This window comes from Cellulomonas sp. KH9, assembly GCF_900114185.1.
In the GTDB taxonomy this organism is placed as follows: domain Bacteria; phylum Actinomycetota; class Actinomycetes; order Actinomycetales; family Cellulomonadaceae; genus Cellulomonas.
This window is the reverse complement of the sequence record NZ_FOSE01000007.1, coordinates 44704-70994: the sequence shown is the minus strand read 5'-3', so window position 1 is coordinate 70994 and position 26291 is coordinate 44704. Positions and strand designations below refer to the sequence as shown.

Below are 26291 nucleotides of genomic sequence, written 5' to 3'. Positions count from 1 at the left end.
CGCCCGGCGCGGCGTCCCGCCGCGGTGGGCCCGCCCCCGTGGCCTCAGGCCGGGCGGGCCTCGGCGGTCTGCATGCGGCGCCCGAGCCAGGCGTAGGCCGCACGGCGCTGCCACGCCGCGACCTTGGCCATGAGGTCGCCACGCGCGACGTCGGAGGCCGACAGGACCTCCGGGTGCTCCGCACGGACGCGGGCGTGGAACGCCGCCGCCTGGCTGCTCTGCTCGTGGGTGAGCCGGACGCTCCACTGGGTGGCGCTGACCCGGAACCCGGCCAGCGTCTCGGGCACCGCCACGAGCGTGCCACGCACCAGCGCGTGGGCGTAGGTGCCGAGGTCGATGTAGTAGGGCTGCCGGTCGTCCCACCAGCCCACCGCCTCGAGCGTGCTGCGCCGCAGCATCACGCACATCGGCTCCCCGAGCAGGTTGCCGCCGCTGCGGACGGTCGCGCGCAGCGCCGCGGCCCCGTCGACCTCGCCCCGCATCCGCCCCAGGCCGCGACCGCGCACCAGCGGCTTGCCGGCGGCGTCGACGATGTCGCGCTTCGACGCGACGACCTCGGCGCGCGGGTGCCGGTCGAAGGCCGCCACCTGCACCTCCAGCATCCGCGGGTACAGCAGGTCGTCACCGCAGACGAGCTTGACCAGCTCGCCGGTGGCGGCCTGGGACACGGCGTCCCAGTTGGCCTTCGCACCGCCGCCCGCCGGGGTCTGCAGCAACCGCACCCGCGGGTCGTCGGCGAACTGCTGCAGCACCTCCCACGTGCCGTCCTGCGACGCGTGGTCGGCGACGACCAGCTCGTAGTCGTCGAACGTCTGCGCCAGGACGGACCGGATCGTCTCGGCGACCACGGCGGCGTTGTTGTAGGCCGGGACGACGACCGACAGGCGGGGGCTCATGACGGGTTCTCCTGGGGATCGGTGGGCTCCGGGCTGCTCGCCGCGGTCCCGCGCGGCCGCCGGAACGAGAAGTCACGGTGCCCGAAGTAGCTGATGAGCGCGGTCACCAGCGTGATCAGCAGCTGCGACGGGATCGGCGGGATGCCGAGCACCTCGACGACGAACGGCAGCGACACGGCGTTGACGGCCAGCGCGGACAGGTTGACGAGCTCGAACCGCGCGAGGTCGATCCACAGGTTGCCCCGCACGCGGAACACGAACCGCCGGTACAGGACGAACGCGGTCAGGACCGCCGCGACGTGCGCGCACAGCAGGCTCACCAGGTAGGTGAAGCGCCCGAGGCTCGCGCCGAGCAGGGACTGGAAGACGATGAACCACGCCGTGCCGAGCACCGTGTTGATGCCGCCGACGATGAGGAACGCGACGCGCTGGTCCCGCACGAGCCGCAGCAGCGGCCCCGGCTCACCGTGCATGCCGGCAGGCGGCGCGGGGACGGGTTCCGGGCGGTCCGCGTCGGGCCGTTCCGCGGCGTTCGGTACGGACGCCGGGTCCACTGCGTCCACGACCGACCCCTCCCGTGCCCAGGCTGCCCCGAGGTCCGGGGCGCACGAGGTGAAGACTATAGTCACTCCGGTGACGAGCTTCTCCTCTTCCGCCGGGGCCACGCACCGCATCTCGGTGGTCATCCCGGTGTACCAGGCAGAGGCGACCATCGCGGACGTGGTCGGCGAGCTCGCCCAGCACACGAAGGAGTTCACGACCCGCGACGGGCACGTCGCGGTCGTCGAGGAGGTCCTCCTCGTCCACGACCACGGCCCGGACGACTCCCCCGCGGTGATGCGCGAGCTGGCGGCCACCCACCCGTGGGTCCGCACGCTCTGGCTGAGCCGCAACTTCGGTCAGCACGCGGCGACCCTCGCCGGGATGGCGTCGAGCGGTGGCGACTGGGTCGTCACGATGGACGAGGACGGGCAGCACGACCCGGCGTTCCTCGGCGACCTGCTCGACACCGCGATGCGTGAGCGCCGCTCGGTCGTCTACGCGCAGCCCACCAACCCGCCCCCGCACGGGCCGCTGCGCAACGCGGCCTCGCGCGGTGCGAAGCGGGTGACGGAGATCCTCCTGGGTGGCACCGACACGTCGAAGTACCAGAGCTACCGTCTCGTGCTCGGTGAGGTGGCCCGCAGCACCGCGGCCTTCGCGGGTGCGGGGGTCTACCTCGACGTCGCGCTCGGCTGGGTGTCCGGGGCCGCGGGCTCCTGCCCGGTCGTCTCGCGCCAGGAGCTCGGTCGCGCCTCCGGCTACTCCACCCGCCGGCTGCTGTCGCACTTCTGGCGCATGGTGCTGTCCAGCGGCACCCGCGGGCTGCGCGCGGTCAGCGCGCTCGGGGTGACGTTCGCGGCGGTCGGCATCCTCTTCGCCGTCGTCATCGCCTGGATGCGGCTGGCCGGCAGCGAGCCGCTGCCCGCCGGGTGGACCTCGACCGTGGTGGTCGTCCTGGTCAGCTCCGGCGCCATCCTGTTCTCCCTCGGGATCATCGCCGAGTACGTGGGCGTCGCGGTCAACATGGCGATGGGCAAGCCCGCCTACCTGCTGGTGAGCGACCCCGACGCGGGCCCGCTCGGCCGGCGGCCCGAGCGCAGGTGACCGCGCCCCACGCCACGGCCGGCACCGCGACGCCGGCGGGGAACGTCGTCGTCGTCGGCGCCGGCGGCATGCTCGGTGGTGCCGTGCGCCGCGAGCTCGAGCGCCGCGGTGCGACCACGTGGCACCCTCGCGTGCCGTGGCACGACGCCGACGGTGCCGTCGCCGCGATCCTCGCGACCTGCGCCGAGGCCGCGGAGGCGTCGGACGGGGACTGGGCCGTGGCCTGGTGCGCCGGTGCGGGCGTCGTCGGCGCCCAGCAGTCGGTCCTCGACACGGAGCTCGCCGTCGTCCGCCGGCTCGTGGACGCGTGGACGACCGACTCCCCCGCGCCGACGTCCCTCTTCTACGCGTCCTCGGCCGGCGGCGTGTACGGCGGCAGCGTCGCCCCGCCGTTCACGGAGCTGACGGTCCCCGCGCCGCTCGGCGCGTACGGGCGCGCCAAGCTCGCGGCGGAGCAGGAGGTCGCCCGGCTGGTGCCGCGCGTGCCCGTGCTCGTGGGCCGCATCGCCAACCTCTACGGCCCCGGGCAGGACCTGGGCAAGAACCAGGGCCTGGTCTCGGCGCTCTGCCGGTCCCACGTGCTGCGCGAGCCGGTCGGCGTCTACGTCTCCCTCGACACGCTGCGGGACTACCTCTACGTCGACGACGCCGGGTCGCTGGTGGTCGACGCGCACGCTCGCCTCGCCGCGAGCGGCGACGTGACCGCGCCCGTCGTGAAGATCCTCGCGTCGCACCAGGCGGCCTCGATCGCGCACCTGCTGGGCCTGTCGCGCCGCGTGCTGGGCGGACCGGTGCTGGTCCGCATGGCCTCCTCGGACCTGTCGCGGCAGCAGTCGCGTGACCTGCGGCTGCGCTCGGTCGTCTGGCCGGAGCTCGACCACCGCCCGCTCACGACGCTGGCCACCGGGATCCACCGCACCGCCGAGGACGTGCGCGCGTCCCTGGTCGCCCCGCACTGACGTCCGGGCGACGACGTCCGGCCGGCGCGCGCCGGCGCCCGGGGCCCGTCAGCCCTCGATGCGCCAGAGCTGGATCGTCTGCGTCCCGGCGGTGCGCTCGTCGGCCAGGGTGAGGCCGTCACCCTCGGTGAGCGGCACGCTGCAGTCGCGGTCGACGAGCAGCCAGCCGATCCCCGCGCGCAGCGCCGCGTCGGTGTCGAGCTCCCCGGTCCCGATACCACCCATCGCGGCGTCGACGTCGGCCTTGCGGTCGGGCCAGGCCATCCCGCGGTTGTAGAAGGCCACCGGCCCGGGCCACGTCCCCTTGAGGATCGTCGGGTCGAGGCAGGCGTCGGTCATGACGGTCAGGTCGTCGCCGCGCTCGTCGGCCATGGCGCCGGCGGTGAGGTAGACGTCGCCCGCGAGCGTGACGTACCCGGCGCTCGTGACGCCCTCGCGGAACAGGCGGAAGTCCGACACGCTCCACACGGCGGCGACCACGAGCGCGACGACGGTCGCACCGGCCAGCACCTGACGGTCGCGGGTCGGCCACGGCGCGGGCGCGGCGCCGGCCGGCGTCGCCGACGTGGCACCGCCGGGCTCCCCGTCCGCCGCGGCGTCGGTACCGCTCTGCGGCGCGGGGGCCGCCGCCGGGTCGGCGGTCGCGGACGCCACGGGGCGGTCGGCGGGCGTCGGTTCCGCCACCGCACCCGACAGGCCCTCGACGACCACCCAGGCCAGGAGCGGCACCACCAGGACGGCGACGAGCACGTACATGTCGAGCCAGAAGCGGTAGGGCTCCTGCCCGGCCCCCCACAGGTCGTTCGTCGCGAGGTAGACCCACAGCAGCGCCAGCGCCGACGGCACGGCGACCCACAGGGTCCGACGACGGCGCACGCCCGCGACGACCACGAGCGCCAGCGCGGGCAGCACGCCCGCGGCCGCGACCAGGCCGTTGGTCCACGGCACACCCAGGTCGGTCGAGGACGCCTCCCGGTAGACCAGGAACGGGTCCACCTGCAGCAGCCCCCACGCGGTGGCGAGGATCTGGGGCGCTGCCCCGACGCCGAGCGCGCCGACGCACCACAGGACCCGCCACCCCAGGGCGCGGCCCAGCAGCAGCAGCCCGGGAGCCGCCGGGACGACGGCCAGCAGCAGCACCGAGAGCTGGCTGATCTCGCGGCCCACGACGGGGCCGGCCACCAGCACGAGCACGAGCAGCGCCGCCGACCACACGGCCCCGGCCCGGGAGCGGGACCTGACGAGGCCCACCGCGGCGCCGGAGAACAGCAGCGTGAACGTCACGACGAAGAAGGAGTAGGTCTGGATCGCGGCCAGCGCACCCACGACGAAGCAGGCCAGGACGGCGACGACCCAGGCGGCGCGACCCCGGATGCGCCCGGCGGCGACGAGGAGCAGCAGGATCAGCGCCGTGCCACCCAGGGACAGCGCCACGGTCTCGCCGTTGAGGGTGAACATCACGCCGAAGGGGCCCCACAGCACGGCGTGGCTGTCGAGCAGCGTCATCCACGAGTCCGAGACGAACCACGAGCCGGTGCCGAGCAGGAAGGGCAGGAAGCCCAGCAGACCGGCCCACCACCGCCGGGTCAGCAGCACGCACGCCGTCGCGATGGCCGCGACCAGCAGGCACTGGGCGAGCAGCCCCCCCACCGTCCACACGGTCGCCGAGCTGGTCCCCGTCCAGCGGGCCACGGTGCCCAGCAGGACGTACCAGGCGCGGGGGTAGTGGTTCGTCCCCGTCAGCGTGAACGGCTCGACCAGCCAGGACTGCCCGTCCGCGACGCCCGTGACGATCGAGAGGTACGACAGCTGGTCGGACCAGAAGTAGTTGCGGAACGCGCCGAGGTTCCAGCCCGACCAGCGGAGCATCATGGCCGCCTGCAGCGCGAGGTGCGCGACGACGGCGGCCAGCACGCAGAGGACGGACAAGCTCGTACGAACGGGGCGGGTCACAGGGCTCCTCGTCGGAGGTCAGGGCGGGGGGCCCGCGTACTCTACCGTTGTGACCCGGCGCGACCGCCGCGCGTCGCGCTGCCCCGACCGCCCGACCGAGGATTCTCCATGCGCATGCTCGTGACCGGCGGAGCCGGCTTCATCGGCTCCAACTTCGTCCACCAGACCGTGCGGGAGCGTCCCGACGTGCAGGTCACGGTGCTGGACGCGCTGACCTACGCGGGCGACGAGCGCAGCCTGGACCCGGTCGCCGGCAAGGTCGTGCTGGCCAAGGGCGACATCGCCGACCCCGACGTGGTCGACAGCCTGGTCAAGGACGCGGACCTGGTGGTCCACTTCGCGGCGGAGTCGCACAACGACAACTCGCTGCACGACCCGTGGCCCTTCGTCCGCACCAACGTCATCGGGACGTACCAGCTGCTCGAGGCGGTCCGCCGGCACGACGTGCGGTTCCACCACGTGTCGACGGACGAGGTCTACGGCGACCTCGAGCTGGACGACCCGGCCAAGTTCACGCCGGACACGCCGTACAACCCGTCGAGCCCGTACTCGTCCACCAAGGCGTCCTCGGACCTGCTCGTGCGCGCGTGGGCCCGCAGCTTCGGCGTGCGCGCGACCATCTCGAACTGCTCGAACAACTACGGCCCGTACCAGCACGTCGAGAAGTTCATCCCGCGCCAGATCACCAACGTGATCGACGGCGTGCGGCCCAAGCTGTACGGCACGGGCGAGAACGTGCGCGACTGGATCCACGTCGAGGACCACAACTCCGCCGTGTGGTCGATCATCGAGCAGGGGCGCCTCGGCGAGACGTACCTGATCGGCGCCGACGGCGAGAAGGACAACAAGACGGTCATCGAGCTCATCCTCGAGCTCATGGGGCAGCCGGCCGACGCGTACGACCACGTCAACGACCGCCCCGGCCACGACCTGCGCTACGCCATCGACGCCACCAAGCTGCGCACCGAGCTCGGCTGGGAGCCGCGCTTCACGACGTTCGAGGACGGCCTGGCCGCGACGATCGACTGGTACCGCTCGAACGAGGCGTGGTGGCGCCCGCAGAAGGACGCCACCGAGGCCAAGTACGCCGTCCTGGGTCGGTGACCTGGGCGGGTCTCCGACCGCCATCTCCACAGATCCTCCACCGCGCCGGTGCGCAGCTCACCCGCATCGACGACCCGGCTCTTCTACGATCGTCCCGTGACCACCCGCCACGCAGCTCCGCGGCGCCCACGTGCGCCCCGGCACGCTCGTAACCTGCACCGACAGGGTGTCCTGCGGGGCATCGCGCTGGCCGTGACGAGCGTCGTGGTGTTCGGTGCCGCCGGCGGCGCGGCCTTCGCCGCGCGGCTCAGCAACAACGTCGACGGCCTCGACATCTCCGAGCTCGTCGAGGCGGCGCCCACCCCGAGCGACGCGCCCGACCCTGCCGACGCGAACGCGGGACGCGCCGTCAACGTCCTGGTCCTCGGCTCGGACCAGCGCGACGGCGTGAACGCGGACATCGGTGGCGAGGAGAAGGGCATGCGCTCGGACACCACGATCCTCGTGCACGTGTCCGCCGACCGCACCCGCGTCGAGATGGTCTCCATCCCCCGCGACTCGCTCGTCGACGTGCCGGAGTGCACGCTCACCAACGGCCGGACGACGAAGGCCCAGCGCAACGCGATGTTCAACTCGGCGTTCGCGATCGGGTGGGACTACGGCGGCGACCTGGACTCCGCGGCTGCGTGCGCGGTCAGCACGCTGCAGGCGAACACGGGAGTCACCGTGTCCAACGTGGTCGTCGTCGACTTCGCCGGCTTCCAGAACATGATCAACGCGATCGGCGGTGTGCCGATGTGCGTGGACCAGGACGTCTACGACCGCTACACCGGGCTGGACCTCACGGCGGGCATGCACGTGCTCGACGGTGCCACGGCGCTGCAGTACGCGCGGGCCCGGCACGGCACGACCTTCGACGGGTCGGACACGATGCGGGCGGGTCGTCAGCAGAAGCTGCTGGCGAACGTCGCCAACGAGGTGCTCTCGAAGAACCTGCTCACCGACGGCGCGCAGCTCATGCAGTTCCTCAGCGCGGCGACGCAGTCGGTGACCACCGACCTCGGCGTCTCGGACCTCACCGGCCTCGCCTTCAGCCTGCGCGGCATCGAGCGTGGGAACATCACGCTCATGACCGTGCCGTGGGCACCTGCGCGCAGCGACGCGAACCGTGTGGAGTGGACCGCCGAGGCCGACGAGCTGTGGGCCAACATCGCCGCGGACCGGCCCATGCTCGGTGAGCCGGAGCCGCCCGCCGCCGATCCCGCGGCGCCGGCCGCCCCCGCCGCCCCGGGCACCCCCGGCGAGGCGCCCGCCGCCCCGCCCGCGGCGGAGCCCACGCCGACCGACACCAAGACGCCCGGCGTCGACGCCTTCACCGCGGCCGACGCCGCGTCGACGAGCTGCTGACGCCCGTGCCCCGCCGCCCGGACGACGCGACCCCGCCGCCGAGCTTCGCGCCCGACGGCGGGCGCGCGCGCCCCGACACCGACGGTGCACGCGTCGTCGGTGGTCCCGGTGCCCGCCCCGCCCCGCCGGCCCGCGTGGTCCGGCGTCCCGCACCGTCGCGTGGCAGCGCTGCCGCACCCGCCACCGCCCGTGCCCCGCGCGCGGCTGCGGCCACGCCGGGCGGTGCGGTGCCGACCTCCCCGGCGGAGGCACCGTCCGTCCCCGCCGCCGCACCGCGTCGGACACCCGTCGCGATCCCCCCGGCAGGCGCCCGGCCCGCCGCCGCGCCGGGACCGGCGGGCGGACCGCGACCCGCCGCCGCACCGCCACCGCCGCGCAGCACCGCGCCCCGGCGGGCGGGCGGCGTCCGACCGACCGGCCGCCCCGTGGGCGCCGTCCCCGCGGGTCCGCGGACCGCCCCGCCCGTCCCCCCGGTCGCCCCGGACCGCGGCCGGCGACGTCGGCGACGGCTGACCGTGGTGGCGCTCGTCGTCACCGCCGCGCTGCTCGCCTGGCCGATCGGCCTGCTGGTGTGGGCGAACGGCCTGCTGCGGCACACCCCCGCGCTGTCCGGCGCGGCCGGCACCCCCGGGACGACGTACCTGCTGGCGGGCTCGGACGCGCGTGGCGACGAGGGCGGCATCGCCGAGGACGGCACCGAGGGGCAGCGGACCGACACGATCCTGCTGCTGCACGTGCCCGCCGACGGGCCGACCGCGCTCATCTCGCTGCCCCGGGACACGTACGTCGACGTGCCGGGGCACGGGGGCGCCAAGCTGAACTCCGCGTTCGCGTGGGGCGGCGCACCCCTGCTCGTGCAGACGGTGGAGGGCCTGACGGGCCTCACCGTCGACCACTACGCCGAGATCGGCATGGGCGGCGTCGCCCACCTGGTCGACGCCGTGGGCGGCGTCAACCTCTGCTACGACGGCGACGTGGACGACGCGGACTCCGGGATGGTGTGGACCGCGGGGTGCCACGACGTCGACGGCGGCACCGCGCTGGCCTTCGCGCGCATGCGCAAGGCGGACCCGGCGGGCGACGTGGGGCGGGCGCAGCGGCAGCGGCAGCTGATCGGCGCCGTGATGGGCAAGGTCAGCCCCCGCTCGCTGGCGTTCGACCCTGGCGCGCAGGTGGCACTGGTCGACGCCGGGACCGGCGCCCTGACCTTCGACGACGAGGCCGGCGTGCTGGACGTCGCGCGGCTGGCGCTCGCGTTCCGGGACGCGAACGGCGAGGGCGGGGTCACAGGCACCCCGCCCATCGCGAGCATGGACCACCGTCCGGGCGGCATCGGGTCGACCGTCCTGCTCGACCCCGAGCAGGCGCCCGTGTTCTTCGCCGCGGTCCGCGACGGCACCCTGCCGCCGGGCCAGGTGGGCGGACCGCCCGGCTGAGCACGCGACGGTGCGGCGCGGCTCAGGCGGAGAAACCCGCCGCAGGCCGCGTCGCGCGCGCCCGCAGGCGCTCCCCTTTGGTGTCGGCCTGCGCCCGCAGCCCGTCCTGGAACTCGGCCATCGCCGCGCGGAGCCGCTCCGCCTCCGGTCCGAGCCCGGACGCCAGGATGCGCACCGCGAGCAGCCCGGCGTTGCGGGCACCGCCCACGGACACCGTCGCCACGGGCACACCCGCGGGCATCTGCACGATCGACAGCAGCGAGTCCATGCCGTCGAGGTGCGCGAGCGGCACGGGGACGCCGACGACCGGCAGCGGCGTGACGGCCGCGAGCATGCCGGGCAGGTGCGCCGCGCCCCCCGCCCCGGCGATGACGACGCGCAACCCGCGCGCCGCCGCGTCACGCCCGTACGCCACCATCTTGTCCGGCTGCCGGTGCGCCGACACGACGTCGACCTCGACGGGGACGCCGAACTCGGCGAGCGCGTCGGCCGCCGCCTGCATGACCGGCCAGTCGGAGTCGGATCCCATCACGACGCCGACCAGGGGTGCCTCGCTCATGCCGTACCTCCGTCGTCGGGACGCTCACCGCGCAGGACCGCCGCGGCAGCCCGGGCGCGGGTGCGCACGTCCTCCAGGTCGTCCCCGGACACGTTGACGTGCCCGAGCTTGCGGCCGGGCCGCACCGCCTTGCCGTACAGGTGGACGCGGGCGCCGGGGTCCGCCCCCAGCACCGCCGGCAGGGCCTCGGTCAGGTCGTCGAGCGTGCTGCCGAGGACGTTCGCCATGACGGTCCAGCGTGCGACGGGCGCGACGTCCCCCAGGGGGAGGTCGAGCACGGCGCGCAGGTGCTGCTCGAACTGGCTCGTGACGGCGCCGTCGATCGTCCAGTGCCCCGAGTTGTGCGGCCGCATCGCCAGCTCGTTGACGAGCACGCGCGGTGCACCGCCGTCCGGACCGGGCACCTCGAACAGCTCGACCGCCAGGACGCCCGTCACCCCGAGACCGTCGGCGACCGTGCGCGCGACCCGCTCCGCCTCGGCGGCCGTGGCCGGGTCCAGGTCCGGCGCCGGCGCGACGACCTCGGAGCAGACGCCGTCGCGCTGCACGGACTCGACGACGGGCCACACGGTGCTGCGTCCCGACGGCGTGCGCGCCACGAGGACGGCGAGCTCCCGTGTGAACGGCACCAGCTCCTCCGCCAGCAGCGCCGGACCGGAGCCGTCGGCGGCTGCGGCGCACCACGCGACCACGTCCGCCGGCACGGGACCGTCGCCGACCACCCGCACGCCCTTGCCGTCGTAGCCACCGCGCGTCGTCTTGACGACCGCGCGCCCGCCCGCGGCGTCCCGGAACCGCTCGAGGTCGGCGAGGTCGGCGACGGGCGCCCAGCGCGGGCACGGCACGCCGAGCTCGGTGAGCCGTCGGCGCATCACCGCCTTGTCCTGGGCGTGCACGAGCGCGGCCGGGGCGGGGTGCACCGGAACCCCGCGGGCGGCGACGGCGTCGAGCACCGGTGCGGGCACGTGCTCGTGCTCGAACGTGAGCACCTGGGCACCGTCGACGAGAGCCAGCACGGCGTCGACGTCGGCCGGCACGCCCACGGGGGCGTCGGGCACGGCCTGCGCCGCCGAGACGTCGGGCCCCTCGGCGAGGACGCGCAGGTGAAGTCCGAGTGCGGTCGCGGGGCCCGCCATCATGCGGGCGAGCTGCCCGCCGCCGACGACGGCCACGGTCGGAGGTGTCACGGACGACGAGGGTAGCCGGTGACCGGCCGGCACCTCGCAGGCGTCCCGCGCCGCGCGACCGTCACGGCACGGACGCCTGCACGACCCGTCCGCCGCCCGCGGCCGTCAGCACGCCGTCGGAGGCCGGGACGAAGGCGGCCTGCCCCGCCGTCAGGTCGAGCACGGCCCCGTGGTGCGCCATGAGCCGGACCTCACCCTCGAGGCAGAGGACCACCCGCGGGCCGCCACCGGGGATCCGGCAGCGCGCGTCCGCGACGCGCGTGACGGAGAGCTCGAAGTCGTCGACCGGGACGTAGAAGACGTCGGTGGCGTCGTACACGTGCTCGGGCGCGATCCGGATGGGCGGGGCGGCGACGCACTCGACGATCCGCAGCAGCTCGGGCACGTCGACGTGCTTGGCGGTCAGCCCCGCGCGCAGCACGTTGTCGGAGTTCGCCATGAGCTCGACGGCGAACCCGTCGAGGTACGCGTGCACGGCACCGGCGGGCACGAAGAGCGCCTCGCCCGGCCGCAGGCTCACGGGGTTGAGCAGCACCGCCGTGACGGCACCCGGGTCACCCGGGTAGGCGCGCTCGAGCACGTCGACCGCCCGGTCCGTCCGCGGGGACGGCGACCCCGTGCGCAGGCGGGCGCGGAACGCGTCGGCCAGGTCCCGCACCTCGTCCGGTCCGGGCCGGGTGGCCTCGCTGACCAGCAGGGTGAACGCCTCCTGCATACCCGTCGACGTCGGGTCCGACGTGACGACCTTGTGGAGCTGGCGCGCGGTCGGGTGGTCGACGCCGTCGAGGATCTCCGCAGCCCGGCGCGGCGCGCGGAAGCCGACGAGCGCCTCGAACGGGGACAGCGCGTACACGAGCTCCGGCTTGTGGTTGCGGTCGCGGTAGGACCGCCGCGGGTCGTCCAGGGGGACGCCGCGCGCGTCCTCGCGCGCGTACCCCTCCTGCGCCAGCTCGACGCTCGGGTGGACCTGCAGCGACAGCGGACGTGCCGCCGCGATCAGCTTCAGCAGGAAGGGCAGACCCGCACCGAAGCGGGACACGACGTCCTCCCCCAGCGTCGCGACGGGGTCCACGGCGATCGCCTGGTCCAGCGGCACGGCCGGGGCACCGGCCAGGTGGGACGGCGCCGACCTGTGGGCGCCGAACCACGCCTCCGCGACGGGTGAGCCGTCGGCAGGACGCCGGAGCATCTCCGGGATGGCGGTCGACGATCCCCAGGCGTAGCCCTGGATCGCCGGCTCGAGAAACTGCACGGCTTCCCCCTCGCGGACTCTGTACGGGACAGCCTACCGGGGGAAGGTGAGGACCCGTGGGACCGGCGGGCCGCTCACCACCGGCGCTCGCGGCGCACCGAGACGACCGCACCGCGCGGCAGGACGACGTCGGGTCGCAGCGACGCCGGCACACCGGAGAGGAACAGCGCGAAGACCGCAGGTCGACGCTGCGCGAGCTCGAGGCGTCCCCCGTCGGCGTTCGCGAGGTCCCGGGCGAGCGCGAGGCCCAGCCCCGTGCCGGCCCCGGAGGTGACGTCACGCTCGAAGATGCGCGGCGCGAGGTCGTCGGGCACACCCTCGCCCTCGTCGCCGACCTCGACGACGACCGCCCGCGACGAGCCGCCGGCGCGGGAGCGCACGGTGGTCGTGCCGGCGCCGTGCTTGAGCGAGTTCTCGATGAGCGTCGCCAGGACCTGCGCGAGCGCGCCGGGCGTCGCGAGCACCTGCGTGGCGGGGTCGACGTCCACGACCAGGCGCCGCCCGGCCGCGGCGAACGTCGGCGCCCACTCCTCCTCCTGCTGGTGCACGACCTCGTGCAGGGAGATGGCCTCGGTCGTGCCGCCCTGGGCGCGGCGCGAGCTGGCCAGCAGGTCGTCGACGACGCGGACGAGCCGCTCGACCTGCTCCAGCGAGATCCGCGCCTCCTCGCGCACCTCCGGCTCCCCCGCGGTGAGCATGATCTCCTCGAGCCGCATGGACAGGGCCGTCAGCGGGGTGCGCAGCTGGTGGGACGCGTCCGAGGCGAACTGCCGCTCCGCCGCCAGGCGCCCCGCCATGCGGTCGGCGCTGCGGGCCAGCTCGGCGGCGACCAGGTCGATCTCCTCGACCCCGGACGGCTCGAGCTGCGGGCGCACCTGGCCCGACCCGAGCTGCTCGGCGGACGCGGCCAGGTAGACCAGGGGTGCGGCCAGGCGGTTGGCCTGCCAGATCGCCATCGCGATGCCCGCCGCGAACGCGACGACGGCGGCGACGACGACAAGGGCGATCACCTGGGTGGACATCCAGAAGATGTCCCACCACGAGACGTACAGGAGCACGGTGGCGGCCGTGGTCGACGTGACCTGGACCGTGAGCCGGCGCTGGTCGACCGTGGGCCCGGCCCGGTAGGTCTCCCCGTCGGGGGTGCGCACGACGACCGTCGCGCTGAGCTCGCCGTCGCCCCCGGTGTACGGCTCGAGCATCCGGTCGGAGAGGGCGATCTGCTGGTCGACGCGGAAGTCGACGGTGCGCGCGACGGACTCGGCCCGGATCTCCAGGCCGCGCAGCTCGTTCTCGCGCACCAGCTGCGCACCGAGGAACGCGAGCGGGAACCCGAGCAGCACGACGGCGACCGTCACGGCGGCGATCGTCGCCTGCAGGACGCGACGTCGCACGTGTCAGACCCGGTCGAGCGGACCTGCCGCCGCCTCGGTGACCGCGCCGGAGCCGTCCGCGGCACCGGTCTCGAAGCGGAAGCCCATCCCCCGGACGGTCGAGATGTAGCGGGGCGCGTTGGCGTCGTCACCGAGCTTGCGGCGCAGCCACGACACGTGCATGTCGAGGGTCTTGGTCGACCCGCTCGGGTCGGAGCCCCACACCTCGCGCATGAGCGTCTCGCGCGCCACGACGGTGCCGGCGGCGGCGACGAGCACCCGCAGCAGGTCGAACTCCTTGGCGGTCAGGTGCAGCTCACGCTCCCCCTGGAACGCACGGTGCGCGGCGACGTCGACCCGGACGTTCTGCGCGTGCAGCTCGTCCTCGTCGGCCGGGTCCCCCACGCTGCGGCGCAGCAGGGCCCGCACGCGGGCCAGCAGCTCGGCCAGGCGGAACGGCTTGGTCACGTAGTCGTCCGCGCCGGCGTCGAGCCCGACCACCAGGTCGACCTCGTCCGCACGCGCGGTGAGGACCAGGACGGGCGTCGTCAGACCCTGGCTGCGGATCGCGCGCGCCACGTCGAGCCCGTCCATGTCCGGCAGGCCGAGGTCGAGCACGACGAGGTCGGCGCTCGCCGCCCCGTCGATCGCGCCTTGACCCGTGCCTTGCACGCGCACGTCGTAACCTTCACGCCCGAGCGCCCGCGCCAAAGGCTCGGCAATCGCGGGGTCGTCCTCCGCCAGCAGCACCTGGGTCATTCCGCCATGTTAGGTCACGGACTCGTCCGGCCGCCGCAGCCCTCGGTCCCGACCCGCCGGACGGTCCCCCGATCGTGCGCCGCCGGCGTCCCACCGCCCACCGTGCTGGTCCCCCGGGCGGACCCCGACCCGCGGCCGGTCCGACCCCGGGTGCACGCCGGCCCGGCGGCGCCGTCCTAGTCTCGGGGGATGTCGTGGTGGGACCGCCTGTGGCGCTGGGAGGACGCGCACCGACTCGGTGTCGACGTGACGATCACCGTGTTCCTGGCGCTCGCGCTGGTGCCGGGGTCGATGGCCGCCCTCGGGTGGCGCGCGCAGGGCCTGGACGGGGTGCTCCTGTGCCTGTGCGTCCTCGGCGTCGTGGTGCCGCTGGCGTGGCGCCGCACCCACCCGACGGCGTCGGTCGCGACGACCTACACCTTCGCGCTCCTGCTCGTCGTGGCGCGGGCGGCGGTGCTGCCGGTGAACGTCGTCGTGGTGTTCTCCCTGTACTCCGTCGCGCTGCACGGCCCGCGCTGGGCCCACCGCACGGCCATCGCCGGTGCCATGGCCGGATCGGTCCTCGTCGGCGCCGAGCTGACCGTGCAGTACGGCTACGACCGGGTCCCGACCACCGTCGCCACGGTCTTCACCGCCAGCATCTTCCTGGTCGCGTGGGCGTTCGGCCTGGTCCGGCGCGGCCGTCGTGAGCACCTGGAGGCGCTCGTCGACCGCGCCGAGCGGCTCGAGGTCGAACGGGACCAGCAGGCGATGATCGCCACGGCCGCGGAGCGCGCCCGCATCGCGCGCGAGATGCACGACATCGTCGCCCACAGCCTCTCCGTGGTCATCGCGCAGGCCGACGGCGGCCGGTACGCGGCCGCGCACGACCCGGACGCGGCCACGCAGGCGCTCGGCACGATCGCGGAGACCGGGCGCGCCGCGCTCACCGACATGCGCCGGCTGCTGGGCGTGCTGCGCGAGGCGCCCGGTGCCCCGGCCGGCGGGAACGCCCCCGGCATCCTGCCGCCGGCCGGCGCTCCCGCCCTCCCCGCCGGCACGGCACCGGCGGCCACGACGACGCCGCAGCCCGCCGTCGACGACATCGAGACGCTCGTGGCACAGATGCGCGCGAGCGGCATGCGGGTGTCGTTCGTCCGGCTGGGGACACCGCGGCACCTGCCGCCGGGCGCCGGGCTGACGGTCTACCGCATCGCGCAGGAGTCGCTGACGAACGTGCTCAAGCACGCCGGGCCCGACCCGGGCGTCACCGTCATGCTGCAGTGGCAGCCGGCTGCCGTCACGCTCGAGGTGAGCGACGACGGTCGCGGCGCCGCCGCCGACTCCGACGGGCTCGGGCAGGGCCTGCTGGGCATGCGGGAGCGCGCCACGATGTTCGGCGGCACCGTCACGGCCGGCCCGCGGCCCGGGGGTGGTTACCGTGTGCGCGCCACGCTGCCCACCCCGGGGGCCGGCGACGCCCCCCACGGGACGGACACCGACCCCGCGGCGCGCCCCACGAGCCCGACCCGCCGCCCCGCCCTCGACCCAGCCGGAGGAACCACCCCGTGAGCACCACCACCCCCGAGGACGACGCCCCCGTCCGCGTCGCCCTCGTCGACGACCAGCAGCTCGTGCGGGCCGGGTTCCGCATGGTCATCGACTCGCAGCCCGACCTCGAGGTCGTCCTCGAGGCCGGTGACGGCGCGCAGGCGGTGCGGGCCCTGGACCCGCAGGCACGCACCGCGACCGGCCCGGTCGACGTGGTGCTCATGGACGTGCGCATGCCCACGATGGACGGGCTCGAGGCCACCGAGCGCATCGTGTCGCGCGCCACGCCGGACGCGCCCGCACCCCGTGTCATCGTGCTCACGACGTTCGACCTCGACGAGTACGTGCTGGCCGCGATCCGTGCGGGGGCCAGCGGCTTCCTGCTCAAGGACGCGCCGCCCGAGGAGATGCTGGCGGCGATCCGCACCGTGCACCGGGGGGACGCCGTGATCGCGCCGTCCAGCACCCGGCGCCTGCTCGAGCACCTCCTGACCGCCCTGCCCGGGGACGCGCCCGCCGCCACGGAGGACCCCGCGCACCGCGCGGTCGCCCAGCTCACGGACCGCGAGCGCGAGGTGCTCGTCCTCATGGCCCGCGGCCGTTCCAACACCGAGATCGGCCAGGACCTGTTCGTCGCCGAGGCGACGGTGAAGACGCACGTGGGCCGGATCCTGGCCAAGCTCGGGGCGCGCGACCGCGTGCAGGCCGTCGTGGTCGCGTACGAGGCCGGTCTGGTCCGACCGGGCTCCTGAGGGGCCCCACCCGGGCACCGCCCGTCGCCCGGCCGGATGACGGTCGGCCGGGCTCGTGCGGCCACGGGATGACGTCGGGGGCGCAACGACCCGCCCCCGGCCGGACGCGGGGGCAGGGTGCGGGCGGCGAGGCTGGTGCCACACCGCGAGACAGGAGCACGACCGTGCACACCACAGCCCCCCACCCCGACCCGTCGCCGGCAGGAGCCGCCCCGGCGTCCCGCGCCCGCAGCCTGACGAAGGTCTACGGGACGGGACCCGCCGCCGTCCGTGCGCTCGAGAGCGTCGACGTCGACTTCGCGACGGGCGCGTTCACCGCGATCATGGGGCCGTCCGGGTCCGGCAAGTCCACCCTCATGCACCTGCTCGCCGGCCTCGACGACGCGACGTCGGGCACCGTGCACCTGGGCGACACCGAGATCACCGCGCTCGACGACGACGCGCTGACCCGGCTCCGCCGCGACCGCGTCGGGTTCGTCTTCCAGTCGTTCAACCTGCTGCCCATGCTCACGGCGCAGCAGAACATCGTGCTGCCGCTGGACCTGGCCGGTCGCAAGCCCGACGCCGCGTGGTTCGACACGCTGGTCGACACGCTCGGCCTGCGCCCGCGCCTGACGCACCGTCCCAGCGAGCTGTCCGGCGGCCAGCAGCAGCGCGTGGCGATCGCCCGCGCCCTGATCACGCAGCCGGAGGTCGTCTTCGCGGACGAGCCCACCGGCAACCTGGACTCGCGCTCGGGTGCCGAGGTGCTGAGCTTCCTGCGCCGGTCGGTGCGTGAGCTGGGCCGCACGGTCATCATGGTCACGCACGACCCCACGGCCGCCGCCTACGCGGACCGTGTGCTGCTGCTCGCGGACGGTCGGATCGCCGGTGACATCGCCGACCCGACGCCGGAGTCGGTGCTCGCGGGCCTCGAGGGCCTGCGCGTCCTGGAGTCCCCCGCCGGCACGTCCACCGGCGCGACCCCGGTCGTCCGCGTGACGACGGGCGGGCTGCGCTGATGCTGCGGCTCACCCTCGCGCAGATGCGCAGCAACCTGGGCCGGCTGGTCGCAGCCGGCATCGCCGTCCTGCTCGGGTCGGCGTTCGTCACCGCGGCCCTCACGGCCGGCGACGCGATCACGCGCGGTGCGTACGACTCCGTCACCGCGTCGTACGGCACGGCCGACCTCATCGTCGAGCGGACCGACGAGCCGCCGTTGTCCGAGGTGCTGGACCGGGTGCGCAGCACGCCCGGCGTGGCGGCCGCCGATCCCTTGTTCCGCGGCTGGGCCGACTTCGGCAGCGGCCGGCGCAGCGTGTCGCAGACCGTCGTCCCCGTCCCCTCGGTGCCCGAGCTCGGCTCGCTCCAGGTCGTGAGCGGCCGTGCACCCGCGACGACCACCGAGGTCGCGCTGCCCACCTCGACCGCCGAGCGGCTCGGGGTCGGGGTCGGCGACAGCGTCGTGTCGACGTGGTGGGAGCCCTCCGCCCAGGACGCGCCGGACGAGGAGGAGGTCCAGCGCAGCGCGGACGTGCGCGTGGTGGGCCTCGTCGAGGACCCGCACGGTGCCTGGTCCCGGTTCGGTGGGGCCGCGCTCGCGACGCCCGACGCCGTCGTCACGTGGAGCGGGTTCGCGGACATCGACGCCATGTGGGGCGCCGAGGTGCTGGTCGTCGCCGACCAGGACGTCGCCACCGTGCAGGCCGCGCTGGCCGGTGCGGTGCCGGAGGCCGGCGTCGTGACCCGCGACGAGGCGGCGGTGCGGAGCGTCGAGCAGCTGGGCGGGGGCAACGTCATCGCGATGCTCGCGCTGGGGTTCGCCGCCGTGGCGCTGCTCGTGGCCGCCCTGGTCATCTCGAACACCTTCCAGGTCATCGTCGCGCAGCGGACCCGGATGCTCGCCCTGCTGCGCTGCGTCGGTGCCCGCCGCGGCCAGCTGCGCGCCTCCGTCCTGCTGGAGGCGGGCGTCCTGGGCCTGGTCTCCGGGATCGCCGGCGTCGTCACCGGTCTCGCCCTCTCGCAGGGCGCGCTGGCGGTGCTGTCGAACGTCCAGAGCGGTGTGCCGCTCCCCACCGTGGTGCAGCCCACCCTCGCCAGCACGCTGCTCCCGGTGCTCGTCGCCGTGGCGGTGACCGTCGGCGCGGCGCTCGTCCCCGCCCGGGCGGCGACGCGGGTGTCACCCGTCGCGGCGCTGCGTCCCGCGGACGCCCCGACCGTGCGCGCGCGCCCCGGCAGGGTGCGGCTCGTCGTCTCCGCGCTCCTGGTGCTCGGTGGCGGCGGCGCCCTCGTCGGTGGTGTCCTGATGGGACGCGCAGGGGTCGGCGTCGACGCGATGCTGCCGCTGGCCGTGGGGGTGCTCGGGGGGGCGACGTCGTTCGTCGGCCTGCTCGTCGGCGGCCCGCTGTGGATCCCCCCGATCGTCTCCGCGGTCGGTCGCCCGGTGGCGGCGATCAGCACGAGCGCACGGCTCGCCGCCGCCAACACCGTGCGCAACCCCCGTCGCACGGTGGCGACGAGCACCGCGCTGGTGATCGGCGTGACGCTCGTCGTGATGATGAGCACCGGGGCCGTGTCGGCCCAGGCCGCGCTCGGGCAGGAGATGGACGAGCGCAGCCCGGTGGACATGATGGTCCTGGGCGAGGAGCAGCTGGACGCGGACGTCGTGTCCGAGGTGGCGGCGCTCGACGCGGTCGCGGTGGCCGCCCCGGCACGTCGTGGCGAGCTCGAGTCGCCCGACGGCATCGGCCAGGAGGCGGTGGTCGTCGACCCCGCCGCTGCGGACCTGCTGCGCGACCCCGCTGCCGCCGCCGCGATCGCGGCCGGACGCAGCGTCGCGCCGCACGGCTGGTCGGGCGACGAGCCCCGGCTGACCGTCCGGGCGCCGGCCACGGGCGGGCCCACCACGCAGATCGACGTCCTGCGGCGGGACGCGGACCTGATCCTGCTGAGCCCCGACGCGGCCGACGCGCTGCGGCTGCCCGACACCACGTCGGCCCTGCTGGTGCGTCTGGTCGACGGCGCCGACGCGGCGGTCGCCCTGCAGGACGTGCAGGACGTGATGGCCGGCCAGAGCGTCCTGGTGATCAGCGAGGCGGCGCAGCGGCAGGGCACCGAGAAGGTGATCGACGTGATGCTCGCCATCGTCATCGGCCTGCTCGGCGTGGCCGTCGTCATCGCGCTCATCGGCGTGACCAACACGCTCTCGCTGTCCGTGATCGAACGTCGTCGCGAGTCCGCGACACTGCGCGCGGTGGGGCTCTCGCGCCGTGGGCTGCGCGCGATGCTCGCCACCGAGGGGATGTTGATCGCGGGGGTGGGGGCGCTCATCGGCAGCGCCCTGGGCCTGCTCTACGGCTGGGCGGGTGCGGCCACGGTGTTCGGCCCGTTCGGTGACGTGCAGCTGGCGGTGCCCTGGGCGCACCTCGCGGCGGTGCTCGCCGTCGCGGTGGTCGCCGGCCTGGCCGCGTCGGCGCTGCCCGCACGGGCGGCGGCGCGGACACCTCCGGTCGCCGCGCTCGGCGTGGACTGAGCACCGAGGACGTCCGCGCCGCCCGGAGGGGGCGGCGCGGCGGGTGGACCGGCGAGTGCGGAGGGTCCGGGGCCGGCGGAGGGCACGGCGCGGGGGCGCCGTGCCCTCCGGCACGTGCGCGGCCGCTCCCCCGGCGACCCACCCGGAGCGGCGCTAGCGTGGACGGCGTGACAACCCCGGAGGAACGGCCGAAGCGCACCTCGTGGATCGTGCGCCTCCTGGACGAGGCGATCCTCGACAACCCCGAGCTCCGCAAGGGCCACCGGCTCCGGTCCGTCGTGGTCCTGGCGCTGATCCTCCTGCTCCTCATGGTTGCCGTGCCGGTCCTGCTGACGCTCGTGCGCGAGCACGACTCGCGGGTCGCCAGCGGCGTGATCTTCGTCGTGGTGCTGGGGGCGGGCGGGCTGGTGTGCCGCGGGATCGGCGAGCACCGCACCAGCTCCGCCTGGAAGGCGACCGGGTACTTCCTCGGTGCGGCCGCGTACGGTGCGACGGCGACGGTGGCGCTGGTCAACGGGCTGCACACGCTGCTGCGCGGGTCGTAGGCGCAGGGGACGTAGGCGCTCGCGGCGGGGCGGGCGCCCGGCGGACGGGCGCCGCGACCCCGCCACCCGACCCCAGCCCGGGCCGCGGGCACCGCACGCACCTGTGCGGCACCCGGACCCGGGCTCCACGCACCGGCGGCCGCAGGCTCACCGGATGCGCTTCTCGGTCCCCTCCTCCGTCGGCCCGGACCACACCCTGGACGTGGACGTGGAGCCCGGCGTCACCGCGGGCGAGGTGCGCCGGCGCCTGACGCTGCTGACGGGTGACGTCCGCTGGGCGGCCCCCGGCACGCGCCTGGGTGTCGCGGGCGCCGTGGTGGACGACCACCACCCCGCCGGCGCACGGCCGCTGCTGCCGGGCTCCCACCTCACCGGCGGTCCGGGGGTGCCCGACGACGCGGCCGCCGCGGTCCTCGCCGGTGCCCACGTCGCCGTGCTCGATGGCCCCGAGGCCGGGCGCGTGGTGCCCCTCCCGGACGGTGCGCGGGTCGTCGTGGCCCTCACGGCCGCCTCACCCGGTGCGGCACCGGGCGGGCGGGCCGACCGTCCCGCCGCTCTCCTCGAGGTCCGCCGCCGCGGCGTGGCGGTGCAGGTCCGGGCACCGGCAGGGCGCGGCGCGGTCACGACCGCCCCCGGCCGGGCGGCGCACCGCGGATGGGTCCGGCGCGCACCGGGCCGTGCCGGTGCGCGCGCCCGGCCCGTCGGCCGCCGGTGGCGACCGTGGTCGCCCGCGTCCACCCTGCACGGGCGGGCCTGCACGCTGGTCCTGCGCGGTGCCGCGGTCGAGGGGTCGGCGCGCCGACGACGCCTCGCGGTCACCCTCCCCGCGTGGGCGTGGACCTCGGTCGCCTCCGCCGGCGTCGCGCTGGCGCTGGCCGTCGCGCTGCGCCAGCCCCTGCTGCTCCTGACCGCGGTGACGGGGCTGGTCGGGCTGGTCGGGGCGCGCGCGGGTGACCGGCGCGCAGCCGACGCGCAGCGCCCCGGGGACGGGGCGGCGCTGCCGGACGGTCGCGTCGGGACCGGGCCGGGTACCACGACGCCGGAGGGTGCGTCGGCCCGTGCGACGTCCGCGGCCGGTGCGTCCGGTCACGCGCCGCCCGCCCCGACGGACGTGGCGGCGCTGCGGGTCGCGACGGCCGCGCGGCTGGCCGACCGCGCCGGACCGGTGGCGGGTGACCCGGCGCCCTGGCCCGCGGACCGCACGATCGCGCTGGTGGGTGCGCGGGGCGCCACCACGGCCGCGGCGCGCGCCCTGGTGCTGCGGACGCTCGGGGCCGGGGGTCCCGCACGCCTCGTGCTGCGCACCGGACGCCCGGCGGAGTGGGGGTGGGCGCGCTGGTGGGAGCCCCGCGCAGAGCTGCCCGCGCCGGACGACCACGACGTCCTGGTGGTGCTCGACGGGGACGCCGCAGCGGTGGGCGGCTGGCGCGCGACGGCACCGGCGGCGCGGCTGCTGCTGGTCCTGCCGCCCGGTGCGGCGGTGCCGGCGTGGGTGGGGACGGTGCTGCACCCCTCCGGGGGCGTGGTGACCACGGGCCGTCGACGCCCGGCACGGACGACCGCGCGGCCGCCCGAGGCCGTCGCGCCGGACGTGGCCGACGCCCAGGCACGGGCGGCGGCCGCCCTGGCCTGGGTGCTCGGTGCCGACGCCGCGGCAGCGTCGCGCACGACGCCCGTCGCGGCGTCCCTCGGCTGCCTGCCCGGGGTGCCGGCCGCCCGGGCCGACCACGTCCTGACCGCCTGGCACGACGCCGCGGACGCGTCCACCCTCGCCTCTCCCCTGGGCGTCGGCACGGGAGGAAGAACCGTCGTGCTCGACCTGGTCCGGGACGGACCGCACGCCCTCGTCGCCGGGACCACGGGCGCCGGGAAGTCCGAGCTGCTCACCACGCTGGTGCTCGGCCTGGCGCTGCGGCACCCCCCGCACCGGCTGGCCGTCCTGCTGGTCGACTTCAAGGGCGGCACGGGGCTGGGGCCGCTGGCAGGGCTCCCGCACGTCGTGGGGCACGTGCACGACCTCGACGTCGCCGCCGCGCGCCGGACCCTGGGGTGGCTCCGGGCCGAGCTGCGGCGGCGGGAGCGCCTGCTGGCGGCGACGGGTCGCACGGACCTCACCGACCTCGACCCCGCCCACCGGGGGACGCCGGCGCGCCTGCTGGTCGTGGTCGACGAGCTGCGCGCCCTGGTCGACGACCTGCCCGAGGCGGCCGGCGCGCTGGCACGCCTCGCGGCACAGGGCCGGGCGCTCGGCATGCACCTGGTGCTGGCGACCCAGCGCCCCGCGGGCGCGGTACCTGCCGACCTGCGCGCCAACGTCGGGCTGCGCATCGCCCTGCGGGTCGCGGGCGAGGACGACTCGCGTGACGTCGTCGGCTGCCCGGACGCCGCCCACCTGGACCCCACCGTGCCCGGCCGGGCGCTGCTGCAGGTCGCCGCGCGGCCCGTCACCGTCCTGCAGGTGGCGTCCGCGCGGCGGCGCGCGAGGGGACCGGCCGTCCGGCTCGCGGCGCCCCCGGGCGAGGGCGGGACCGTCTGGCACGCGACCCCGCCGCGGGACGACGACGTCGCCACCTGGGTGGCCGCGTGCGCCCGGGCAGCACGCGGCGGCCGGGGCACGGGGGTGCCGTGGCTCCCGCCGCTGCCCGACCGGGTGCCCGCCGACGCGGTGGACGACCCCGACCGTGGGCGTCCTGGCCTGCTCGTCGCGGTGGCCGACGTGCCCGACGAGCAACGACGCGAGCCCGTGCGGTGGCGACCCGACCACGGGCCGCTGCTCGCTGTCGGCGGGCCCCGCTCGGGCCGGTCGACGGTGCTGCTCCGCGTGGGCACCGAGGGGCTGCGGGCCGGGATGCACGTGCACGCCGTCGGCCTGCCGGGCCGGGCCGTCGACCGCCTGCGCGCGACCGCCGCGGGACTCGTCGGCACCGCGGTGCCGGTCGACGACGTGCACCGGACGGTGCTGCTGCTCGAGCGGCTCACCGGTGCCGCACGCGCGGACGCACCGGCGCGGCTGCTCCTCGTCGACGGGCTGGACGCGCTGCTCGAGGCGCTCGGGTCCCACGCGCGGGGCGTCGGCGTCGACCTGCTGACGGGACTGCTGCGGCGCCCGCCCCCGGGGGTGCACGTCGCGGCCGCCGGGCCGGTGGTCGCGGCCGTCACCCGTCTGACCGGCGCGTTCGGGCTGCGGCTCGTCCTGCCGGTGCCCGACGCGACGCTCGACGCCCTGGCCGGTGTGCCCGGACCGCCGACCGGTCCCCGGACGACGCCGGGCCGGGCCGTCGCGTGCTCGGCCGACGGGGTGCGCCTCTGCCAGGTCGTGCTGCCCGCCGGGCGGGCCTCGGGACCCGCTCCGGGCAGCCGCGGCCCCGCGCCGGTGCGGATCGGGCTGCTGCCCCTGCGGGCACCGGCGCCGGCCGTCGGCGGCTCCACGGGCATCCCGCTGGGCGTCGGCGGGGAGGGACCCGACCCGGTCGACGTCGACCCCGCTCGGCCGCTCGTCGTCGCGGGCCCGCCGGGCTCCGGGCGCACCTCGACGCTGCGCACGCTCGCCCGGGGGTGGGCCGCCGCCGGGCGGGCCGTGGTCCTCGTGGGCGGCGCCGAGGACGCCACCGCCGTCCGACCCGCGGCCGGGGGCGTCGTGGTGTCCGGCACGCAGGCCGTCACCGAGCTGCTCGAGACCGCGCAGCCCTGCGACGCGCCGGCGGGCGGGCCGCCCGCCGAGGCGCGCACCCGCCGCACGGCGCCGGCCACGGTGCTGCTCGTCGACGACGCCGACCTGCTCGACCGGACGGCCCCGCGGCTCGTCGACCTGCTCGAGCGCGTCCAGCAGGATCCCCGGCACCCCGTGCGCGTCGTCGCGCTGACCACCACGACCGACCACGCCGCCACGGCGTTCCGCGGTCCGGTCGCCACCGCGCTGCGCGGGCGGCAGGTGCTCGTGCTCGACGCGCAGGGGCCGGCGGCGCTGGACCTGCTCGGGCCGGGCGCGGCGGTGCAGACGGACCCGTGGCGACGGCCGCCGGGCCGGGGCGTGCTGCGCCTCGACCGGACCGTGCTGCGCGTCCAGGTGCACGAGCCGCCCGCCCAGGAGCCGCCGGTGCCCGCTGCGCCGTGACGGCAGCGGGCGGGGCCCGTCAGCCGGTCGGACGGCGGCCGGACGTCACGGCGACGACTCGCGGTGAGAGCACACCGACGACGACCGCCAGGGCCACGACGAGCGGCACCAGCGCGCGCACCCCGCCCCCGGCACCCCACCACGTCGCCGCGGTGATGACGACCATGATCTGGGCCGTGAGGACCGGTCCGCGCCCCCACCGCAGGCCCGACCACAGCCCGCGTGCGGCGGCCGCGAGCAGGGCCGCCGCACCGAGCGCCAGCGCGACGAGGAACAGGACCGGACCGGCGTCGTCCCCGCGGGTGAGCGCGAGGACGCCCGCACCGGCGGCCACGAGGAGCGCGATCACCTCCACGAGCACGAGCACGCACGCCACGGCGAGCAGCGCCGGGCGTGCGCCCTGGTCCTGGCGGGGTGCGCGGGGCGGGGCCGCTGCGTCGTCCGGCGAGCGGTCGGCAGGTCTGCGGGACATGCCACGACCCTAGGCCGCGCGGCGCCGGACCTCGGACGCCCGGTGTCCCCGCGGGAGCCCGGCGCCCATACCAGACGTGCGATGCCGCCCTGACCACGCCGTGACCTCGCGGACGCAAGCCGACGCTCCCGACCGCGGGCGTGAGCATGGTCACGCCGGGCGCCCTCGCCCTGCACACCGTGACCCCCGGCACAGCGGCGCCACCCGCACGTCACAGCAATCTCCCAGGTCAGAGCCGTGAAACCGGCGATGCGCGCCTGACCTGGACCTTCGTTCAGCCGCCGACGGGCGCCCGGCGGCCGACGAACCCGCGGCTCCCGCTCGGACCGCGCTCCGTGTGATCAACGCCTCATCCGTGACCGACATGAAACGTTGCCGTAACCCTTGTGCGGCGGCGGATGGGGTGTGACGCTGGATCCAGCACGTTCCCCCACCCACTGACTCCATGCCTGGACGCACGCCCTCCCCCGTGAGTGCGTGAACGGGCGTGTGCCAAGGAGACACCCATGGATTGGCGCCACCGCGCAGCCTGCCTCGACGAGGACCCCGAGCTCTTCTTCCCCATCGGCAACACGGGGCCGGCGCTGCAGCAGATCGAGGAGGCGAAGGCCGTCTGCCGTCGCTGCGACGTCGTGGACACCTGCCTGAAGTGGGCCATCGAGACCGGCCAGGACGCGGGCGTGTGGGGCGGCCTGTCCGAGGACGAGCGTCGCGCCCTGAAGCGCCGCACCGCGCGCCAGCGCCGCGCGAGCTGACGTCCGACCGCAGCACCGCACCGCGCCGAGCGCGGACCGCAGCACCCGACAGGGCCACCGGACGGTGGCCCTGTCGTCGTCTGTCGCCGTCGTGACGCCGTCCTCGTTCCGGGAACCGCCGGCAAGACGTCCACGACGCC

Annotated in this window: 21 protein-coding genes; 12 read left to right on the top strand and 9 right to left on the bottom strand. The window is 76.1% G+C overall.

Annotated features, from left to right (window positions below; all coding sequences use genetic code 11):
- Window positions 1-44: 44 nt before the first annotated feature.
- Both BMZ16_RS18570 and BMZ16_RS18565 read right to left on the bottom strand, forming a co-directional pair.
- On the bottom strand, window positions 45-896 hold the full coding sequence (locus BMZ16_RS18570) for a glycosyltransferase family 2 protein (protein WP_089803322.1): 852 nt from the start codon (window positions 894-896) through the stop codon (window positions 45-47).
- Window positions 893-1369 (bottom strand): GtrA family protein, encoded by a 477-nt coding sequence (locus tag BMZ16_RS18565; RefSeq protein WP_089803320.1) that lies wholly within the window; start codon window positions 1367-1369, stop codon window positions 893-895. The genes BMZ16_RS18570 and BMZ16_RS18565 overlap by 4 nt, the downstream gene beginning before the upstream one ends.
- 160 nt (window positions 1370-1529) lie before the next feature.
- Between BMZ16_RS18565 and BMZ16_RS18560 the strand changes: the two genes are divergently transcribed.
- Together BMZ16_RS18560 and BMZ16_RS18555 are read left to right on the top strand one after the other, a co-directional pair.
- Complete coding sequence (locus tag BMZ16_RS18560) at window positions 1530-2543, top strand: glycosyltransferase (RefSeq protein WP_255366815.1); 1014 nt, start codon at window positions 1530-1532, stop codon at window positions 2541-2543.
- The gene (locus BMZ16_RS18555; protein ID WP_089803318.1) at window positions 2540-3502 is read left to right on the top strand and encodes an NAD-dependent epimerase/dehydratase family protein; all 963 of its coding nucleotides are present in this window, start codon (window positions 2540-2542) and stop codon (window positions 3500-3502) included. The genes BMZ16_RS18560 and BMZ16_RS18555 overlap by 4 nt, the downstream gene beginning before the upstream one ends.
- 48 nt (window positions 3503-3550) lie before the next feature.
- Here BMZ16_RS18555 and BMZ16_RS18550 read toward each other — a convergent pair whose 3' ends face one another.
- Window positions 3551-5431 (bottom strand): hypothetical protein, encoded by a 1881-nt coding sequence (locus BMZ16_RS18550; protein ID WP_089803316.1) that lies wholly within the window; start codon window positions 5429-5431, stop codon window positions 3551-3553.
- A 132-nt stretch (window positions 5432-5563) separates the two neighbouring features.
- Here BMZ16_RS18550 and rfbB point away from each other — a divergent pair, with 132 nt between their 5' ends.
- From rfbB to BMZ16_RS18535, 3 genes are all read left to right on the top strand, one after another.
- Entirely contained in the window at window positions 5564-6559 is a 996-nt protein-coding gene (gene rfbB, locus BMZ16_RS18545; RefSeq protein WP_089803314.1) for a dTDP-glucose 4,6-dehydratase, read from the top strand.
- A gap of 192 nt (window positions 6560-6751) precedes the next feature.
- Window positions 6752-7906, top strand: coding sequence for an LCP family protein (locus BMZ16_RS18540; RefSeq protein WP_255366814.1), 1155 nt, complete (start codon window positions 6752-6754; stop codon window positions 7904-7906).
- A gap of 518 nt (window positions 7907-8424) precedes the next feature.
- Window positions 8425-9342, top strand: a complete 918-nt coding sequence (locus BMZ16_RS18535) for an LCP family protein (RefSeq protein ID WP_369822673.1) — start codon at window positions 8425-8427, stop codon at window positions 9340-9342.
- Window positions 9343-9364: 22 nt separating this feature from the next.
- Here the strand turns inward: BMZ16_RS18535 and purE are convergent, their stop codons facing one another.
- The 5 genes from purE to BMZ16_RS18510 form a co-directional block, all read right to left on the bottom strand.
- Window positions 9365-9901: a 5-(carboxyamino)imidazole ribonucleotide mutase gene (purE, locus tag BMZ16_RS18530; protein WP_089803310.1), complete on the bottom strand. Its 537-nt coding sequence runs from the start codon at window positions 9899-9901 to the stop codon at window positions 9365-9367.
- Complete coding sequence (locus BMZ16_RS18525; RefSeq protein ID WP_089803308.1) at window positions 9898-11088, bottom strand: 5-(carboxyamino)imidazole ribonucleotide synthase; 1191 nt, start codon at window positions 11086-11088, stop codon at window positions 9898-9900. Before BMZ16_RS18525 ends, purE begins: the two co-directional genes overlap by 4 nt.
- 61 nt (window positions 11089-11149) lie before the next feature.
- Window positions 11150-12340: a mannose-6-phosphate isomerase, class I gene (gene manA, locus BMZ16_RS18520; protein ID WP_089803306.1), complete on the bottom strand. Its 1191-nt coding sequence runs from the start codon at window positions 12338-12340 to the stop codon at window positions 11150-11152.
- A 74-nt stretch (window positions 12341-12414) separates the two neighbouring features.
- Entirely contained in the window at window positions 12415-13734 is a 1320-nt protein-coding gene (locus BMZ16_RS18515; protein WP_089803304.1) for a sensor histidine kinase, read from the bottom strand.
- Window positions 13735-13737: 3 nt separating this feature from the next.
- Window positions 13738-14472 carry a response regulator transcription factor gene (locus BMZ16_RS18510; protein ID WP_089803302.1) on the bottom strand — a complete coding sequence of 245 codons (735 nt, stop codon included), beginning with the start codon at window positions 14470-14472 and terminating at the stop codon, window positions 13738-13740.
- A 189-nt stretch (window positions 14473-14661) separates the two neighbouring features.
- On the opposite strand from BMZ16_RS18510, the gene BMZ16_RS18505 reads away from it, so the two are divergent.
- The 6 genes from BMZ16_RS18505 (at window position 14662) to BMZ16_RS18480 (ending at window position 24924) form a co-directional block, all read left to right on the top strand.
- Window positions 14662-16023, top strand: coding sequence for a sensor histidine kinase (locus BMZ16_RS18505; protein WP_089803301.1), 1362 nt, complete (start codon window positions 14662-14664; stop codon window positions 16021-16023).
- Window positions 16020-16754: a response regulator gene (locus BMZ16_RS18500; protein ID WP_089803299.1), complete on the top strand. Its 735-nt coding sequence runs from the start codon at window positions 16020-16022 to the stop codon at window positions 16752-16754. The genes BMZ16_RS18505 and BMZ16_RS18500 overlap by 4 nt, the downstream gene beginning before the upstream one ends.
- A gap of 164 nt (window positions 16755-16918) precedes the next feature.
- Entirely contained in the window at window positions 16919-17755 is an 837-nt protein-coding gene (locus tag BMZ16_RS18495; protein ID WP_255366813.1) for an ABC transporter ATP-binding protein, read from the top strand.
- Window positions 17755-20265, top strand: a complete 2511-nt coding sequence (locus BMZ16_RS18490; protein ID WP_089803295.1) for an FtsX-like permease family protein — start codon at window positions 17755-17757, stop codon at window positions 20263-20265. The genes BMZ16_RS18495 and BMZ16_RS18490 overlap by 1 nt, the downstream gene beginning before the upstream one ends.
- A gap of 167 nt (window positions 20266-20432) precedes the next feature.
- Window positions 20433-20810 (top strand): hypothetical protein, encoded by a 378-nt coding sequence (locus BMZ16_RS18485; protein ID WP_143082897.1) that lies wholly within the window; start codon window positions 20433-20435, stop codon window positions 20808-20810.
- A 154-nt stretch (window positions 20811-20964) separates the two neighbouring features.
- Window positions 20965-24924, top strand: a complete 3960-nt coding sequence (locus tag BMZ16_RS18480) for an FtsK/SpoIIIE domain-containing protein (RefSeq protein WP_143082896.1) — start codon at window positions 20965-20967, stop codon at window positions 24922-24924.
- Between the two features lie 19 nt (window positions 24925-24943).
- Here the strand turns inward: BMZ16_RS18480 and BMZ16_RS18475 are convergent, their stop codons facing one another.
- Window positions 24944-25396 (bottom strand): hypothetical protein, encoded by a 453-nt coding sequence (locus BMZ16_RS18475; RefSeq protein WP_089803289.1) that lies wholly within the window; start codon window positions 25394-25396, stop codon window positions 24944-24946.
- 506 nt (window positions 25397-25902) lie between these two features.
- Here BMZ16_RS18475 and BMZ16_RS18470 point away from each other — a divergent pair.
- Window positions 25903-26151, top strand: coding sequence for a WhiB family transcriptional regulator (locus BMZ16_RS18470; RefSeq protein WP_089803287.1), 249 nt, complete (start codon window positions 25903-25905; stop codon window positions 26149-26151).
- Window positions 26152-26291 lie beyond the last annotated feature (140 nt).